At 34.6% G+C, this 17,150-nt stretch carries 12 protein-coding genes; 8 read left to right on the top strand and 4 right to left on the bottom strand.

The window, feature by feature from the left end:
- The first annotated feature begins 130 nt into the window (after positions 1–130).
- Positions 131–1,306: a formate-dependent phosphoribosylglycinamide formyltransferase gene (gene purT, locus FBFL15_RS14765; RefSeq protein WP_262493594.1), complete on the top strand. Its 1,176-nt coding sequence runs from the start codon at positions 131–133 to the stop codon at positions 1,304–1,306.
- 145 nt (positions 1,307–1,451) lie between these two features.
- Here the strand turns inward: purT and FBFL15_RS14760 are convergent, their stop codons facing one another.
- Complete coding sequence (locus FBFL15_RS14760) at positions 1,452–1,934, bottom strand: porin family protein (protein WP_014085311.1); 483 nt, start codon at positions 1,932–1,934, stop codon at positions 1,452–1,454.
- Positions 1,935–2,024: 90 nt separating this feature from the next.
- Positions 2,025–2,534: a hypothetical protein gene (locus tag FBFL15_RS14755; protein WP_014085310.1), complete on the bottom strand. Its 510-nt coding sequence runs from the start codon at positions 2,532–2,534 to the stop codon at positions 2,025–2,027.
- A gap of 271 nt (positions 2,535–2,805) precedes the next feature.
- On the opposite strand from FBFL15_RS14755, the gene FBFL15_RS14750 reads away from it, so the two are divergent.
- Positions 2,806–4,221: an OmpA family protein gene (locus FBFL15_RS14750; RefSeq protein ID WP_014085309.1), complete on the top strand. Its 1,416-nt coding sequence runs from the start codon at positions 2,806–2,808 to the stop codon at positions 4,219–4,221.
- Between the two features lie 80 nt (positions 4,222–4,301).
- Positions 4,302–7,061, top strand: a complete 2,760-nt coding sequence (locus tag FBFL15_RS14745) for a PD-(D/E)XK nuclease family protein (RefSeq protein ID WP_014085308.1) — start codon at positions 4,302–4,304, stop codon at positions 7,059–7,061.
- Here the strand turns inward: FBFL15_RS14745 and FBFL15_RS17165 are convergent.
- Both FBFL15_RS17165 and FBFL15_RS14740 read right to left on the bottom strand, forming a co-directional pair.
- Positions 7,058–7,279: a hypothetical protein gene (locus FBFL15_RS17165; RefSeq protein WP_338030112.1), complete on the bottom strand. Its 222-nt coding sequence runs from the start codon at positions 7,277–7,279 to the stop codon at positions 7,058–7,060. The genes FBFL15_RS14745 and FBFL15_RS17165 overlap by 4 nt on opposite strands.
- Positions 7,276–7,830 carry an alpha/beta fold hydrolase gene (locus FBFL15_RS14740; RefSeq protein ID WP_338030111.1) on the bottom strand — a complete coding sequence of 185 codons (555 nt, stop codon included), beginning with the start codon at positions 7,828–7,830 and terminating at the stop codon, positions 7,276–7,278. The genes FBFL15_RS17165 and FBFL15_RS14740 overlap by 4 nt, the downstream gene beginning before the upstream one ends.
- A 380-nt stretch (positions 7,831–8,210) precedes the next feature.
- Here FBFL15_RS14740 and FBFL15_RS14735 point away from each other — a divergent pair, with 380 nt between their 5' ends.
- The 5 genes from FBFL15_RS14735 (at position 8,211) to FBFL15_RS14715 (ending at position 17,118) form a co-directional block, all read left to right on the top strand.
- Complete coding sequence (locus FBFL15_RS14735) at positions 8,211–9,722, top strand: retron St85 family RNA-directed DNA polymerase (protein WP_014085307.1); 1,512 nt, start codon at positions 8,211–8,213, stop codon at positions 9,720–9,722.
- A 10-nt stretch (positions 9,723–9,732) separates the two neighbouring features.
- On the top strand, positions 9,733–13,059 hold the full coding sequence (locus FBFL15_RS14730; protein WP_014085306.1) for a WGR domain-containing protein: 3,327 nt from the start codon (positions 9,733–9,735) through the stop codon (positions 13,057–13,059).
- Positions 13,060–13,063: 4 nt separating this feature from the next.
- Complete coding sequence (locus FBFL15_RS14725; protein WP_014085305.1) at positions 13,064–14,710, top strand: hypothetical protein; 1,647 nt, start codon at positions 13,064–13,066, stop codon at positions 14,708–14,710.
- Between the two features lies 1 nt (position 14,711).
- Positions 14,712–15,227 carry a GNAT family N-acetyltransferase gene (locus tag FBFL15_RS14720; RefSeq protein WP_014085304.1) on the top strand — a complete coding sequence of 172 codons (516 nt, stop codon included), beginning with the start codon at positions 14,712–14,714 and terminating at the stop codon, positions 15,225–15,227.
- A gap of 289 nt (positions 15,228–15,516) precedes the next feature.
- Positions 15,517–17,118: an Ig-like domain-containing domain gene (locus FBFL15_RS14715; RefSeq protein ID WP_014085303.1), complete on the top strand. Its 1,602-nt coding sequence runs from the start codon at positions 15,517–15,519 to the stop codon at positions 17,116–17,118.
- Positions 17,119–17,150: the final 32 nt, after the last annotated feature.

Below are 17,150 nucleotides of genomic sequence, written 5' to 3'. Positions count from 1 at the left end.
AGAAAAATAAAAATCTGTGCATCTGTGGCAAAAAAAACCACGCAAATGAAATAAAATCTGTGCATCTGTGGCAAAAAAAACCACGCAAAGGAAAATAAAAATCTGTGCATCTGTGGCATAAAAAACACAAATAAAACATAAAACCATGAAAATACTACTATTAGGCTCTGGCGAACTAGGAAAAGAATTTGTAATTGCAGCCCAACGCATTGGGCAAACCGTCATTGCGGTGGACAGTTATGCCAACGCTCCCGCCATGCAAGTAGCCCATGATTTTGAAGTCATCAACATGCTTGATGGCGAGGCACTCGACCGCATTGTTGCCAAGCACCAACCCGATTTTATCGTTCCCGAGATAGAAGCTATTCGCACCGAGCGTTTTTATGAGTACGAAAAACAAGGCATTACAGTAGTTCCATCTGCCAAAGCCGCCAACTTTACCATGAACCGCAAAGCCATTCGGGATTTGGCTGCCAAAGAATTGGGACTAAAAACCGCTAATTACCGCTATGCCACCAGTGGCGAAACCTTGCGTCAAGCCGTTGCGGAAATTGGGATGCCTTGTGTGGTAAAACCGCTCATGTCTTCATCAGGCAAAGGGCAATCCACCATCAAGACCGAAGACGACATTCAAAAAGCTTGGGATTATGCCGTAGAAGGCTCTCGTGGCGATGTGGTAGAAGTCATTGTGGAGGCGTTTGTACCCTTTCTTTCTGAAATTACCTTGCTTACCGTAACCCAAAATAATTTGCCTACCTTGTTTTGTGCGCCCATCGGTCACAGACAAGAACGAGGCGATTATCAAGAAAGTTGGCAACCCGCTTTAGTATCTAAAAAAGACTTGCAAGAAGCCCAAGAAATGGCACAAAAAGTAACCCAAGCCCTTGGTGGTGCTGGACTTTTTGGCGTGGAGTTTTTCTTGGCAGCCGATGGTGTTTATTTCTCTGAACTATCGCCACGACCACACGACACAGGTATGGTTACGCTTGCAGGAACACAAAATTTTAACGAATTTGAATTGCATCTTCGGGCCATCTTGAGTTTGCCTATTGCCGAAATTACTTTAGAAAAAGCTGGAGCCAGTGCCGTAATTTTAGCCTCAAAACATTCGGAAAATCCAACATTTACAGGAATAGAAAAAATTGCGGCATTACCCAAAACCGATTTCAGGATTTTTGGAAAACCTACTTCAAGACCGTATCGCCGCATGGGAGTAGCCTTGGTTAACGACACCCTAGAAACCTCATTTACCGAACTGGTTGAAAAAGCAAAAGCAGCAGCGCAATTAGTGGAAGTGCATGGGTAAAAAAAGCAAGGCAAATTCATTCATTTGCCTTGCTTAAAAAATTATTATACTGATAAAATTTACAAATAAATTAAAAAAATATAGTATTTATATTTTAAAAAATAAGCAACTAAGATTGATTCTTTATTCTAATGAAGTATGACTTTTAAAGTTTATAGGTAACACCTATTTTCCCACCTGAAACGCCGCCACCGCCAAGTTCTAAATTGACACCAAACTTGTCGTTAAAGAAATACCTACCGCCAACTTGCAAACCCAACTCCAAACCAGAATTGTAATTAGAATTGGTAATGTTTGAAGTCCAATTATAATAACCTAGGTTAGCACCGCCATACAAATCCCATTGACTTGGAATTTGAAGTAATTCGTTAAAATGGTAATTACCATTAGCAATAATTCCTAAAGCGCTGTATTTGAATCCATTATCGGTTTTAGATCGATAAGATACCTCGCCACCAATGGTGATATTTTCCATTAATCCATAATCCAGCCCTGCATATACGGGAGTACCCCAGCTAGAGGTTCCAAAACCAGCATTTATTTGCAAACCACCTTTTTCGAGTGGGCTTTGAGCAAAAATGAATCCTGATGACATTAAAAATAGTCCAAAGTACATGAATTTTTTCATTATATTTTATTTTAAAGTTATAATAACAAAGATAGTTGCAATAATAAAATAAATAGGAAATTTAACATAAAAATAGGATAAAATTATGATTTACAACTTTTGGATATATGCTTCAAGTTGTTGTTTTTGGCTCAAATATTTGAGTTGCAAAGGGGTGTTTTCGCCCATTCTGTTATAATATAAAAAAGCTTTTTCGGCAAAAAATTTTTGATGAAAAACAGAAACATTGGGGACTTTAGGATATAATTGAAGGAAAATCATTTCATAATAAGCTTGCCATTCTCGTTCGTTTTTATCTTCAATCCAAAGTTCATCAGATTTTTGCACAACATGAACCATTTCGTGAGCTAATAAATTGAGCATCAGTTCAAAAGGGAATTCAAACGTGTTTTCGGGAATTCGAATAATTTGAGGTTCGCCAAAAGTACCTTCGGTAGTCATTAATATAAAGTCGGGTTTAGCAGGTTCTCTAAGTTCAAAACCTTTGAAGTTATAATGATAAAGGTCGTATTCATCTAATAAATACAATGCGGCCTCAATCGTTTGTCCCGCTTGATGCAATGTTTGAATTGTTTGAATTTGTTCGGCTAAGGTTTTCATAAATAATGTTATTACATACTAATTATTGACGACAAATTTAGTTAATCAAATGTAAAAAGGTTCAAAAAGGGATCAATTTATACAAAATAGTCATGTAATAAGGTCTAAAATAACGATGAATTGGGCCTAAAAAAGAAGGTGTTTTTTTGTTGCAGCCCATTAAAAATCAGCAGTTCAGCTTATTTTTTGTATTTTTAAGACAATAAATTTTGTATTTAAAATATTAGTATTACTTTTGCACAATAAATATTGTAATCTAACAAAATTAAGTATGAAACATTTTAACAAATTATTTGTTGCTGCTGCAATGTTTGTGGGAGTAACTTCTCAAGCACAAGATAGCAACAATCCTTGGGCAATTAGCTTTGGGGCAAATGCAGTAGACACTAGAGTAAGTGCTGCAACTGGGAAAAAAGAAAAAATATCACAATTTTTTAACGCAAAAGACAACTGGAACATTTTACCATCTGTTTCTTATTTGAACGTTTCTAAATATGTTGGTGATAACTTTTCATTTGGAGTAACAGGATCTGTAAATAAAATTTCTAGATTCGTAAATCCAAGAGTAGGTTCAGGACCATATTTGGTATCAAATCCTGGTGATTTGAGTTACTATGGTGTTGATGGAGTTGTAAAATATAGCTTTATGAGCTTGATCAAATCCAAAACTTTTGAACCAAGTGCACACATTGGTGGAGGTTATACTTGGTGGGGAGATGATGCAAGAGGAGGAACTGTAAATGGAGGTGTTGGTTTGACAATTTGGTTTACAGATGTAGTAGGTTTGTCATTACAATCTACATACAAACATTCTTTTGATGACAAAGCAACAAGAGGTGCTTCAGACAACTTGCCTGTTCACATGCAACACTTTGCTGGTCTTACTTTCAAATTTGGTGGTAAAGATACAGACGGTGATGGTATCTATGACAAAGATGATGCTTGTCCAGAAGTTGCAGGTACAAAAGAATTTAACGGATGTCCTGATACAGACGGAGATAAAATCATTGACAAAGATGATGCTTGTCCAGAAGTTGCTGGTTTAGCTGCTTTCAACGGTTGTCCTGATACAGACGGTGACGGAGTTGCTGATAAAGATGACGATTGTCCAGAAGTTGCTGGTTCTAAAATGTTAAAAGGATGTCCAGATGCAGACGGAGACGGAATTGCTGACAAAGCTGACAAATGCCCTACTGTAAAAGGACCTAAAGATAACGCAGGTTGTCCTTGGCCAGATACTGACGGAGATTCAGTTTTAGACAAAGATGACAAATGTCCTACTGTAAAAGGGCCAGCTAGCAATAATGGTTGTCCAGTAGCTGTAGTTGATGGTGAAGTTATGAAAAAATTAAACGACTATGCTAAAACAATCTTGTTTAACACTGGAAAATCTTCTTTCCAAGCTCAAACAATGCCTGTATTACAATCTATTACGGCTATCTTAAAAGAATATCCTACTGCTAAATTCAGCATCGAAGGACATACAGATAGCGACGGTAAAGATGCTGCTAACTTGAAATTATCTCAAAATAGAGCTGCAGCTGTTGTAACTTATTTGACTCAAAACGGAATTGAAGCTAGCAGATTGTCATCTGTTGGATATGGTGAAGCAAAACCAATTGATTCTAACAAAACTAAAGCTGGTAAAGCTAACAACAGAAGAGTTGAAGTAAAATTAGTAAACTAATTTTCTTAAAATATTTTTCTTAAAACGCTCCGATTATTCGGAGCGTTTTTTTTATATTTATATCGTTAAATTTTACATTCGTGGAAGACCTTACTTTTTTAGATAAATTAGCTACTTTTATCATTCAAAATTATTCGGACAAACTCATAAACACAACGATAGTTTTGCCCAACAAGCGTGCCAAAGTTTTTTTAATAGAAGCATTGAAACACAAAGTAACACAAAACATATTTGCCCCCGAAATCATTAGTATTGAAGATTTTATTCAAAACATTTCTGGAATTCGAACCATCGACCCCATAGAATTGTTGTTTGAATTTTATAGTGTATATTTATCTATTACCGAAGTAAGCCAACAAAAATCATTTGAAATTTTTGCCAATTGGGCCAAAACACTCTTGCAAGATTTTAATGAAATAGACCGGTATTTGCTAGACCCAAATTATGTTTTGACGTATTTGAAAGATATAGAAGACATTAAAAAATGGGGACTTGAAGTTGAAAACAAAACCAGTTTGTTAGAAAGATATATCGATTTTTGGAAACTATTGCCTCTTTATTATCAATCGTTATACAAACATTTGTTGCATAACAAAGTGGGATATCAAGGGCTCATCTATAGAGAAGCCGTTTTGAATTTAGCCCATTTCAATACACAAACACCAAACCAATGTTTTGTTTTTGCGGGATTTAATGCCTTAAATGCTGCCGAAGAAAAAATTATTCAGTATTTGTTGCAAGAACAAAAAGCTACAATTTTGTGGGATGCAGACCAATCATTTTTAAATGACCCTTATCATGATGCTGGCCTTTTTATCAGAAGATTCAAGCAAAAATGGACTTACTACCAATCCCACCCTTTCGAATGGATTGTTGATGATTTTTCAAAACACAAAAACATTCAGGTTATTGGAACCCCAAAAACAATTGGTCAGGCCAAAATTGCGGGCAGTATTATTGAAAAAATTATTCATGAAAAAAAGCAAAATTTAGATAAAGTTGCCATCGTTTTGGGCGACGAAAACCTTTTGATTCCGATGCTATATGCTTTGCCCAAAAGCGTTGGAGCTTTGAATATTACAATGGGATTTTCTAGCAAAAACAATCCTGCACAACTATTGATTGCCAAGTTATTTAAAATGCACACCAATGCTATACATAGAGATTCTAAAAACTACGTATTGTATTACAAAGACGTATTAGAAATACTCACCCATCCGATGGTAGCAACTTATGCTGAAACGGCTGATTTGGTACGATTAATCAATAAAAATAATTATACTTTTATTCCACATAAAAATTTGTATCAACTGAATAAAAAACACACCGACTTGTTTTTATTGTTGTTTCAAAAATGGGAGAATGGTTCAATTCCCGTTTTAGAATCTATTGCTGATTTGTTGGTGGTAATTAAAAATAATTTGAGCGACGACATAGAGGCAGATAAAATAACCAAAACTTTTTTGTTTGCTATCCACAAAACCATCATCAAATTGATAAATTACTATACCAAACACACCGAAATAGACCATATAGAAACGTTAAACGCTATTTATAAACAAGTAATAGACCTAGCAGAGGTATCTTTTGAAGGAGAGCCACTTAGTGGCTTGCAAATCATGGGCGTTTTAGAAAGTAGGGTGTTGGATTTTGATACGGTTATTGTAACGTCTATGAATGAAGGAAAATTTCCTGCAGGAAAATCCATGAATTCTTTTATTCCTTATGATGTTAAAAGAGAGTTGGAACTGCCAACATATAAAGAAAAAGATGCCATTTATACCTATCATTTTTATCATTTATTACAACGAGCCAAAAACATATACTTGCTATATAATACAGAAAGTGATGGCATAGATGCAGGCGAAAAAAGCCGTTTTATTACACAATTAGAGGTAGAAAAACTACCCAACCACCAACTTATACAAGACATATATAGTCCTATTTTGCCACATACAACTACCAAATCTATTGAAATACCAAAATCGAATTTGGTTATGGAAAGGTTAAAAGAAATGGCTATTGCCGGTATTTCGCCTACAACATTAACAAGTTATATCCGAAACCCATTAGATTTTTATTACCAAACCATTTTACGAATCAAAGAAGTCGAGGAGGTAGAGGAAAACATTGCTTTGAACACTTTGGGTACGATAATTCACGATACTTTAGAGGTATTATACACACCATTTTTGAACAAGTTTTTGTCGGAAAGTGACATCTTACAGGCTATAAATCGAATGGATGCCGAAGTGTTGAAACAATTTCAAAAAGTGTATAAAGAAGGCGACATTAAACATGGCCGTAACTTATTGGCATTTGAAGTGGCTAAAAGAAATGTACTGAATTTTTTGAACCTAGAGTTAGCCTCTATCAAAAAAGGCGATGCAATAAAAATTATGGCATTAGAAACCGAACACAAACGCATTTTAGAACACCCATTGCTTCCTTTTCCAATTTTGTTGAAAGGTAAGGTTGATCGAATAGAAATACGTAATCAGGTTGTTCGAATTATAGATTATAAAACTGGAAAAGTCGAAAAAACAAATGTTACCTTAAAATCATGGGAAGGATTGACAACAAATATAAAAAATGATAAAATTATTCAAATTTTGATTTATGCTTATTTGTTTGAAAATCAAATTATTGACAATCAAATGGAAGCCGGAATTATTTCTTTCAAAAATATGAAATCGGGTTTTTTACCATTTGCATTTAAAGAAGAAAAAGAGATTAATACGGTGATAGACTCAGATATAATGGCTTGTTTTATAGAAGAAATAGTACTATTATTGCAAGAAATTTTTAATCAGGACTTGCCTTTCAAAGAGCCTATTTAAGGTTTTTTGAAAAACAAAACCAATGCGTCTAACAATTCCAATTTGTTTTCAATAAAACTGACATGTCCTCCCTCCAGAACAACCATTTTTGTAAAAGTGTTTTTGAGGGATTTTTTTTGTTCCTCGATAGGTAAAACACTATCGTTTTGACCTAGTATTATCAATTTTTTGTAATTTTTTTCTTTTAATATAAAAACCCTGTCCTTCCGAATTTTCATCCCTTTATAATGCCCTGAACAGGCGTTTGCAGTGCTTCTACTTTGAGTTGTTCTATGGCTGCCGTAAAATGAGAACGTGTTTTTTCGCTAAATAAATTATGAATACACATACTTATATACGTTGGACAATCTTTTTTGATTAATTGTATGGCTCGGTTTCTGTTTTGTTGGCGTTCCTCGCTGTCGGGCAAGGCGGTAGAGTTGAGTAAAACCAAACTTTTTACCCATTGTGGCATCAAATCTGCAATAGCTAAAACGACATAACCTCCCATAGAGTGGCCTACAAAATGAGCTTTTTCAATTTCTAAATGTTTCAATAATTCGATAACCATAGCAGCATTTTCTTCCATTGTATGAATGTATCCAAGACATTCGGATTGTCCATGTCCAAGTAAATCTACGGTAATTACTGTATGTAGAAAAGACAAATTGACAGCATGAAAATGCCAAATCGATTGATTTTCAAGAAAACCATGAAGCAAAACAATAGCAGGCCCCCTTCCTGATAGGGTGTAGCTGATAGCGGTATTTTTATAATTAAAAGTAGGCAAAATTTTTTAGGGCAAAATTAGTTTTTTTATGATTAAAATAAAAAAATAAAAAAAGTAAAAAAAAAGTAGGATTAATAAAAAAATAAATTATATTTGCTCAAGAATAACCTTGCTTTTCTATTTATAGAAATGATGATGTATCGTCATCGTTGCATGTTTGTAAGACATACTACACTACATACTATCTTTATGGTGAGAAAGAGTACTATACGTGCATTTTCAGGCCATTTTCCGAGAAACCAAATGCACGTATAGTACTCTTTCTCTGGAGTTGATAGATATAGTCCTTAGTAAATACGAAGGTTACGCTCTTATCCCTATTTGTAAGTAAATTATAAATAGGGATTTTTTTTTAATTATTGATTTTAAAAAATACGATTGTGGCATTGACTAGACAACAAATTTATGACAGGATAAAATCCTCTTCAAAAGATAGTTACATACTAGAAGAGATGAAAAGAATTGGATTTTGGGAAAATTCTGAAATACCATCGGTGCCAGAACAATTGATTGCCGAAGAAACCGCACTGCAAAAAACATTGAATCAATTGCTGGCACAGGACAAAAAGTACAGCGATCAGGAAGCCATGTTGAGGGCGATGCGAAAACAACGCATGCAGGAGTCAAAGCAAAAACGGGACATTAATAAACAAAAACGGGCTCAGAAAATCATTGAGAAATCAGAAAAATGGCAGCAAGTCAATCAAAAACAAATGATTTATTTGGGCGAATCTGTGTCAAAAGGATTGCAAAATGAGCAGCAGAACCCCATACTTCTTTCAAAATTTAATTTAGATTTTTTTGAAAACAGCTATGATTTTTCTGTGCAATCTGGATTTGATTTGCCAACCCTAAAATATTTGGCATACAACAGAAAAGTATCCAAATCAACACACTATCATGTATTTGAAATTCCAAAAAAATCAGGTGGCACCCGAAAAATTACTGCACCAAAAACCAAGTTAAAAGCATTTCAACTTTGGATTTTAGAACATATTTTGAATAAAATTGTTGTAGCCCCTATGGTTCATGGATTTGTTCAAAACCGTTCTATTGTGAGCAATGCAAACCAACATGTGCAAAAAAATGTGGTTTTGAATTTAGATTTGAAAGACTTTTTTCCTTCTATTTCATACAAAAGAGTCAAAGGTTTGTTCCGAATTTTTGGATATTCGGAATCAATGGCAACCTTATTGGCGTTGGCTTGTACAACATGCGATATAGAAAAAATCCAAATAGATGGCGAAACGTATTATGTTCAAAAAGGGCCACGCTATTTGCCACAAGGCTCGCCAGCAAGCCCCGCCATTAGTAATTTGATCGCTTATAAACTAGACAAACGTTTGCATGGACTGGCCTCAAAATATGGTTTTACCTATACACGATATGCCGATGATTTGACTTTTTCAGGAAACGAAGAAGCAGCGCAATATATGGGTAAATTTTTGTGTTTTGTCAAAAAAACAATCAAATCTGAAGATTTTGAAGTAAATAACGATAAAACATCGATTATGAGACCGTCAAATCAACAAAAAGTTACAGGTATCGTTGTAAATAAAAAGCTAAATATCGACAGAAAAAGACTCCGACAATTTAGGGCTTTGTTGCATAATATAGATCAAAATGGTTGGCAAAACCAAACTTGGGGCAAAGCCATACATTTGATCAATGCTGTTGAAGGTTATATTCAATTTGTAAAAATGGTTGATGCAGCAAAAGGGGCCAAATTTCACCAAACTCTTTTGAACATTATTGCCAAACACGGCCGACCAATTATTGAAAGTAAAATAATGCAAGTATCAAAAGCGGCTATTCCCGAAGCTCCAATTGTTGAAAAAACAATTTCAAAAGCTACAACCGACAAACAAACAGATTGGTGGAACTTATTTTAAAGCAAACAAGATGAAATTAATAAAACAAGTAAAATTATTTTTCTTTGAAGGCAAATCAGATAAAGTTTATGAAATAGATTTATGCGAAATCAATCCAACGGCTTATGTTGTCAATTTTAGATACGGCAGACGTGGTGCCGCTTTGAAAGAAGGGACCAAAACGCCCGAATTTGTAAACCATCAAAAGGGATTGGACATTTTTGCGGCATTGGAAAACGAAAAACGAAAAAAAGGCTACCAGTCTGAAGTAGAGGTGTTTGTAGCATTGCCAACACTGTCTAACACTAATGAAGCTACTCCCAAAAGTAGGATTTTAAAACGATTGGAAGATGCAGCAACAGGCCAAAACTCTTTTAAAACCGTATGGAAAACCTCACGAGTAATATGGAAAGCTGCAATGCTAAACATTACAGAAGCAGTACCTTATATTTTGAAAATAGCTACAAAAGGCGATGAAATGCAGTTGTACGCTTCGTTATATGCCTTGATGACCCTAAAGGCTCAAAATGCTATACCTTTGTTTGAAAGTATGGCACACGGCAACCGCCAAAAAGACTATATTAGATATTTGAGTTTTGAGGCTTTATTGCAACTTTCAGATCCAACTGAGCATCAAAAAACCATTGACAGTTTGATGGAATTATTGCCAGATACCATCAAAGACCACATAGACGACGGGCAATATACTATGATAGAACAATATTATACTCATACTATTGCAAATGAAATGCCTGCAAAAGAGCTACCAATATTGTATTTATTATCTACTGATTATCAGTCATTTGTACCTGTTTTTAAAAAAATATTAAGCACAATTCCTTTCAAACCACCTTATTTTAAAAGTATTAGAGCCATTTTTAAATTGGCCAAATTTAAAAAAGATTACCACATCTTGTCGTTGTTGTTTTATTGTTTTGAAAAACAGCAACCTATGTATTTTCGAACGGCAAGTTTGGACCCTAATGCGTATCAAACCCAACAGTATATTGATGCTTTAGATTCTAGTATAAACTTGCATAAAGAGTATAAAAATGCCAATTGTCAAATTGGTTTTTCTCAGTTCACCAAATACTTTTTTCAGAAAGACAGTGTGTATTTTTTGAAAAATTTAGGAATGCAAAACGTAGCGGCAGATTATTTAAAATTTGCAGTGAATGTGTTATTGCATTTTGAAGAATCAGATTATACCCCGTCAAAATCTAAATTGTTAAGTGATTACGGTACTTACAATTATGACAAAGGCCGCTATTATTATACCATGGTGGACTATCCAGAGTGTTCTCATTCTTATTTATTGACCTATATATTATTTGGCAATGATACAAATAGAATTATGGATAAGAAATGTCAGTTTTATACAAAAAAAACCGTTTATTCGAGCAAAGATTATTATTTCAATATCCAGAAAGCTACTGTTGTTGCACCAAATGGAACAACAGAACAAGAAGCCACAGATGCATCGCAAAAAAAAGCATCAGTTTTTGAAAGTGTATTTAGTACTATCAAAACAATTTTTGACAAGACTAAAACACCAGAACCCTCGTTAATAGTTTCAAAACCTACTGATGAAGCACCTAAAAAACCCCAAAGTTTGGCCATGTTTCCTCATTTGTGGGAGGCCTTTCCTGAGGCATATTTGCAACTTTTGGCCCAAGCCAATATGAATTTAATTGTAGATTTTGCATATCAAAACATTAAAAATAATGTTCAATACCACGAATTTATATCCAAAATAGATACTTCGTTGATGCTTATTTTATTGGACAGACCATTTGAAAAAGCACAAGAAATGGGCTTTGAAGTGCTTGAACACAACCAACAAAACATTGGTACAGATGCTGTATTGGTTGGCAAAATATTGGATGTAAAATCGGAAAAAGCCCAACTGTTGGCTCAAAAGATGATTCTGAATCAACAGTCTTTTTTTACAAACCACATCGATTTTTGGCTGACCGTTATATTCAATACCAAATCTAATTTGAACCAATTTATACACGAGTTGATACACAACAGTCGTTTGACCGAGGTACAAAAAGAGGCCATTTTAGGAAAAGCCGTTGTGGCACTTATGGGTTTTGAAAACAATGACGACCACAACCAAAGGGCTATTATAGTAACCGACAGGCTCAAAATGATGGCTTACGAAAAAATGTCGGGTATTAGTTGGGAAATCATTTCTCAATTATTGGTGTCCGAATTGGAAAATAATACCTTGTTGGCTAGCGAAATTTTAATGGCCAAATCAAAAATAACACAGGCCAACGACCTTCCCATTGGAATCATTCAGTTGTTATTGCAAAATGACGAAATCCGAATTAGGGCCAATGGTTTGGAGCTGTTAAGGCAATATGAAAGCAGCACATTGACCCAAAATTGGACGGCTTTTTTACATCTATTTGAATCTGCTCATCAAGAAGTGGTTGAATCGTTATTTGAACTTCAAAACATCGACCGAAATAACCAAGATATTCAACTTCGATGGGTAGAAAAAACCATTTGGCTATTGGTTTCAAAAGAACATTTTGAAGGGGCATATTCTATATTTAGAACTTTTATAAAATCTCCTGATGCTTTGATTATTAATAATTTACATACAAAATGGATCATCAAATTGTTATTGGCCTATCATAAAGAAAATGCCTTGTTAGGATTTGAACTTTTGCAAAAGCGATTGGATTTTGATGCTTTTAGCATGAAGCAAATTGTGGCCTTGGCAAGTCATGAATTTTTAGACGTTAGAAAATGGGTTTGGCAATATTACAAACAACATACCCATAGAATCAAGCAAGAAAAAAAGGTTGCACTTACTATTTTGGACGCTTCGTGGCAAGACAGTAGGCAGTTTGCATTTGACTATTTCAGGAGCCATTTTACTGCCACCGACTGGGATGCAGCATGTCTTATTGGTATAGTAGATGCCGTTCGTCCAGATATGGAACTATTTGGTAAAGAGCTTATTAGCTTGTTTTTTGATCAAAAAGATGCCCCAACTTATTTGTATCAATTAAGCCAACATCCAAGCCGTAATATTCAATTGCTTGTAACACAATTATTAGAAACATATTTAGACGATAGCCCCAAAAGTTGGCAAGCGATGGCCTATTATTTTAAATCGGTTTTAACAAAAGTCAATCAATCGAGGGCTGCCAAAAATAGAATTTACCAACTTTTGTATCAAAAAGCAACCCTTTCGGAGGATGTAGCCACCATTGTAGCCACTATTTTAGACGAAGTTTCGGCTACCTCAAGCATACAAGACAAAGCAACGTGTATTGACTTGCTTTCAGATTTGAAAAAACGCTATCCAAAACTAGCTATTCATTTACAAATAATATAATGATATGGAATTTAATTATAAATTTTCTAAAAGCTCGCAAATAGACAACACCAATTCGCAAACAAACATGGCTTTTGCTCCAGATTTGGAACGGGATCCTACTTTTTTTGTAGGTAAATTAAATAAAAAAATTCCTTTCAGAGAGGCTATTTCGGCTCTGCACGATGTGGTGGTATCGGATTTGAGGTATAAACCAAAAGACCGAACGGCTTATAAAGAATGGGTTGTGGAGCAAGAAAAACTTTGGTTGAGTGATTTTATGGCAGAATATCAAATAGAAGAAATTCGAAAAAATATCCAACAAGTAAAGCATCGATTGTCAGAAATTTATAAAGATAGAGACCGCTTACTAGGACCTTTTAATAAAGCAAAACAACAGTATTTTGATTATTTGTATCGCAATGATAAAGACGCATGGTTTGTACTGGATCCTGTGATAACGGTACATCCAGACGAAGTGTTTTTTGAGTGTTTTAGTCAAGACGAATCAAGTTATGGTAAATTGAGTGCTAATTACAATGTGTTTGACGATATTGAAGATTTTAAATGTGGTACAACCAACATAGATTATTCTGAAAATTTGTATCATGAATTTCAAAAAATAAGAGATTACAAAGAAACCATTTTCAAAATAGATCCCTCTGGATTTGAGGCACAAACTACCAACGAAAATGTTTTTAAGGAAATGAAAATAGATTTGCCCGACTCTTGGGTAAGAGGTTTTTTGCAGGTAAGTGCAGCCATGACTTTGCCAACCACTAGTTTTTATTTGCATCCCATGGATATACATGGTATTTGTCAGTATTTGCGAAGATTTCGTGAAACAAAAGGCCCTCGAGCTATGCGATTTGTACTAGAACCAGGGAAACCTATACAAGTGGTTTTTGAACCTTGGTTTGAAACGATTATTTTTCATAGATCGGTGTATCAGGGCGATACATCCAAAACCATTCGGATTTGGGGTCGCAGGAGGCTACACATTTTGGAACGCTTGATACCAATTGCCAAACGATTTAAAGTCAGTTTGATGGGCAATGGGTTGCCGTCTTTTTTTATGGCCGATTTGGGCGACATGACTTTTACATTAGGCCTTTCGGGATGGACCAACAACGATTGGAGCAAGGCAGGAAATTTTGATTTGATGGCTCCTCGAGGCCATGTTTCGGCAAATATTCGCAATACAGTTTTTGAAAGTCTCAAACAAAATTGGTTTGCAACCACAACCGACTTGGCAAAGCACTTACAACTTGAATCGGCAACCGTAGCTGCAGCTCTAACGGCCTATACACAGGCAGGCAGGGTAATGTATGACATGAATTTGGGTGTGTATCGATTGCGAGAACTAACACAAGAGCCTTTGAATTTTGAGCATTTCAGATTTGCATCAGAACAAGAGCAAAAAGCCAATCATATTATTGAAAATGAATCCATTAAGGTATCTAAAAATATAAAAAATAACGAATTAGAATTGCAAGGTGTTATAAAAATAAAAAATTATACTTATAAAGTCAATGCTGTAATAGACAAAGACCAACGATTGATTTCGGGCGAATGTCAGTGTCATTTTTATATGAACAATGGATTAAAAAAAGGCCCTTGCGAACATTTGATTGCTGTACGAATGGCGGCACAACAACCTTTAACCTTTTGATATGATAACCATACTTCCTGCAACTTCCAATGATTTGGAAACATTGTGCCAGTTGGCAATTAACATTTTTTCGGACACTTTTGAATCGAATAATACTACTGAAAATTTGAATGCCTATTTAGCATCACATTTTACACCAGACCAATTGTTTACGGAGTGGAGCAACCCCAATTCGTTATTTTATATAGCCTTTGACAATCAAAAAATGATTGGTTTTATCAAATGTAATTTTGCAACGGCTCAAACAGAACCAAACGATAATTTAGGCATGGAACTGCAACGGATTTATGTTTTGAAAAGCTATCACGGACAGCAAGTTGCCCAACGCTTGATGGACCAAACCGTGGCCGTAGCAATACAACACAAGGCCCAATACATTTGGCTAGGTGTTTGGGAATTTAATACTAAAGCCATTCGGTTTTATGAAAAAAATGGCTTCAAAATTTTTGACAAACATCCCTTTACAATGGGCAACGAAGTTCAAACCGATTATTTGATGCGAAAAGAATTAGTATGATGGTTTTTGTAATGTAAGATATTTTATTTTAATAAAAATAAAATATAAAAAATTATTTATTAAAAATACATTCAATAAAGTTTTTAATATTATTTGTATAAAACTTTAAAAAAATGCAATACAAACTAAAAACAAAACTTTTTATGAAGCTACTATTTTTTGGACTATACAATTTGCGTGCTACAAATAATTTATAGACCGTTATAAAAATGCTAATATTTTAATAAAAAATTTTGATTACAAAAAATTAGTTGTTATTTTGTATTTTCATTAAAAAAATAAAAATCAAATGTTACAACGTTCGTTAATAGCCTTATTTGTAGTATTCATTTTGGGAAGTTGTGCCAAAAGAGGCACTATTACAGGCGGTGCAAAAGACACGATTGCCCCAATTTTGAAAATGAGTTTTCCAAAAAACGGCAGTACCAATTACAAAGGTGGATTAATAACCCTAACTTTTGACGAATATGTAAGAACAAAAGATTTGAACAAACAGCTCATTGTGTCGCCACCGCTTGACCATTTGCCTGAAATATTGCCATCAACAGCCAGTAAAGAATTGACTATCAATATAAAAGACACGTTAAAACCCAATACAACGTATAGTTTTAATTTTGGACAAAGCATTCAGGACAACAATGAAAACAACCCCATACAACAATTCAAATATGTTTTTTCGACAGGAAGTTATTTGGATTCCTTACAATTGAAGGGAACAATCAAAGATGCTTTTGACCGAAAAGTAACCAACTTTGTATCGATTATGTTGTATGAAATCAATTCAAAATATACCGATTCTGTGATTTATAAAAAAAGTCCGTTGTATATTACCAATACATTGGATAGTTTAAAAACATTTACTTTTGATCATTTAAAAAAAGGAAAATATTTGTTAATTGCGTTAAAAGACAAAAATAACAATAATAAATTTGATCCAGCTGATGAAAAAATAGGATTCCAGACTAAACCCATTACTATTCCAAACGACACGGTGTTTGAGTTAGAATTGTTTAAAGAAAAAAGGCCATTGAAAATAGCAAAACCCAAACAACAGTCGGGCAATAGCCTCTTGGTGCCTTATGAAGGAATGCCCAAAGGAGGACAGTTTACACTGAAAAACCGAGACCATAAGCTTGACATTGTGGTTACAAAAATGCCACAAAAAGATTCGTTACTAATTTGGCATCAGCCCATAAAAACAGATAGTTTGTGGATTTCTTACGAAAAAGAATCGTACAAAACATCGTTTAAAATCCGTATAAAACCCGAAAAAAGAGATACTCTAAACCTAGAATCGTTGCAAAAAGGCAGTTTGTCGTTTAGAGACGATTTAGTGCTTCGATCAAGTACACCAATAAAAAAGTTTGATGTGTCTAAGATGAAGCTTATTAATAAAGACTCTACCCAAGTTTCATTCAAAACAGAATATGACGAATGGCAGCAAGAACTTAAATTTGTGTTTAAAAAAGAACCTCTCGAAAAATACACCCTTTGGTTAGAACCAGGGGCCATTACTGATTTATTTGACAAAAACAACAGCAAAATTTCTTTTAAAGTTACAACACAAAACACGTCGGATTATGGAAATTTGAGCTTAATTTTGCAAAACGTCCATCGATTTCCTGTTATGGTGTCGCTTACAGACGACAGTGGAGCAGTAAAATATACGGCTTATTCAGACAAAGACAACCGTTTGGAGTTCAATTTGATAGATCCTGCAAAATATACGTTGAGACTCATTTATGACGACAATCGGAATAGAGAATGGGATGCGGGCCATTTTTTAAATAAAACACAATCTGAAGAGGTCATTTATTTTCCAAAACTAATTGATATCCGAGAAAACTGGGACGTAGAGCAAGTTTTTGATTTGAATCAAGGAGAAAAATAAGGCACCATTTGGATTAATAGAGTAGAAGCGAC

This window comes from Flavobacterium branchiophilum FL-15 (assembly GCF_000253275.1).
GTDB lineage: Bacteria > Bacteroidota > Bacteroidia > Flavobacteriales > Flavobacteriaceae > Flavobacterium > Flavobacterium branchiophilum.
Note: the sequence above shows the minus strand (reverse complement) of the source record. Positions and strands in the feature narration are given on the sequence as shown.

What these genes read in the sequence shown, in the direction of transcription:
- FBFL15_RS14760 (WP_014085311.1), bottom strand. Translation starts at nt 1,934, where the DNA reads ATGAAAAAATTCATGTACTTTGGACTATTTTTAATGTCATCAGGATTC.
- FBFL15_RS14755 (WP_014085310.1), bottom strand. Translation starts at nt 2,534, where the DNA reads ATGAAAACCTTAGCCGAACAAATTCAAACAATTCAAACATTGCATCAA.
- FBFL15_RS14750 (WP_014085309.1), top strand. Translation starts at nt 2,806, where the DNA reads ATGAAACATTTTAACAAATTATTTGTTGCTGCTGCAATGTTTGTGGGA.
- FBFL15_RS17165 (WP_338030112.1), bottom strand. Translation starts at nt 7,279, where the DNA reads ATGAAAATTCGGAAGGACAGGGTTTTTATATTAAAAGAAAAAAATTAC.
- FBFL15_RS14730 (WP_014085306.1), top strand. Translation starts at nt 9,733, where the DNA reads ATGAAATTAATAAAACAAGTAAAATTATTTTTCTTTGAAGGCAAATCA.
- FBFL15_RS14725 (WP_014085305.1), top strand. Translation starts at nt 13,064, where the DNA reads ATGGAATTTAATTATAAATTTTCTAAAAGCTCGCAAATAGACAACACC.
- FBFL15_RS14720 (WP_014085304.1), top strand. Translation starts at nt 14,712, where the DNA reads ATGATAACCATACTTCCTGCAACTTCCAATGATTTGGAAACATTGTGC.
- FBFL15_RS14715 (WP_014085303.1), top strand. Translation starts at nt 15,517, where the DNA reads ATGTTACAACGTTCGTTAATAGCCTTATTTGTAGTATTCATTTTGGGA.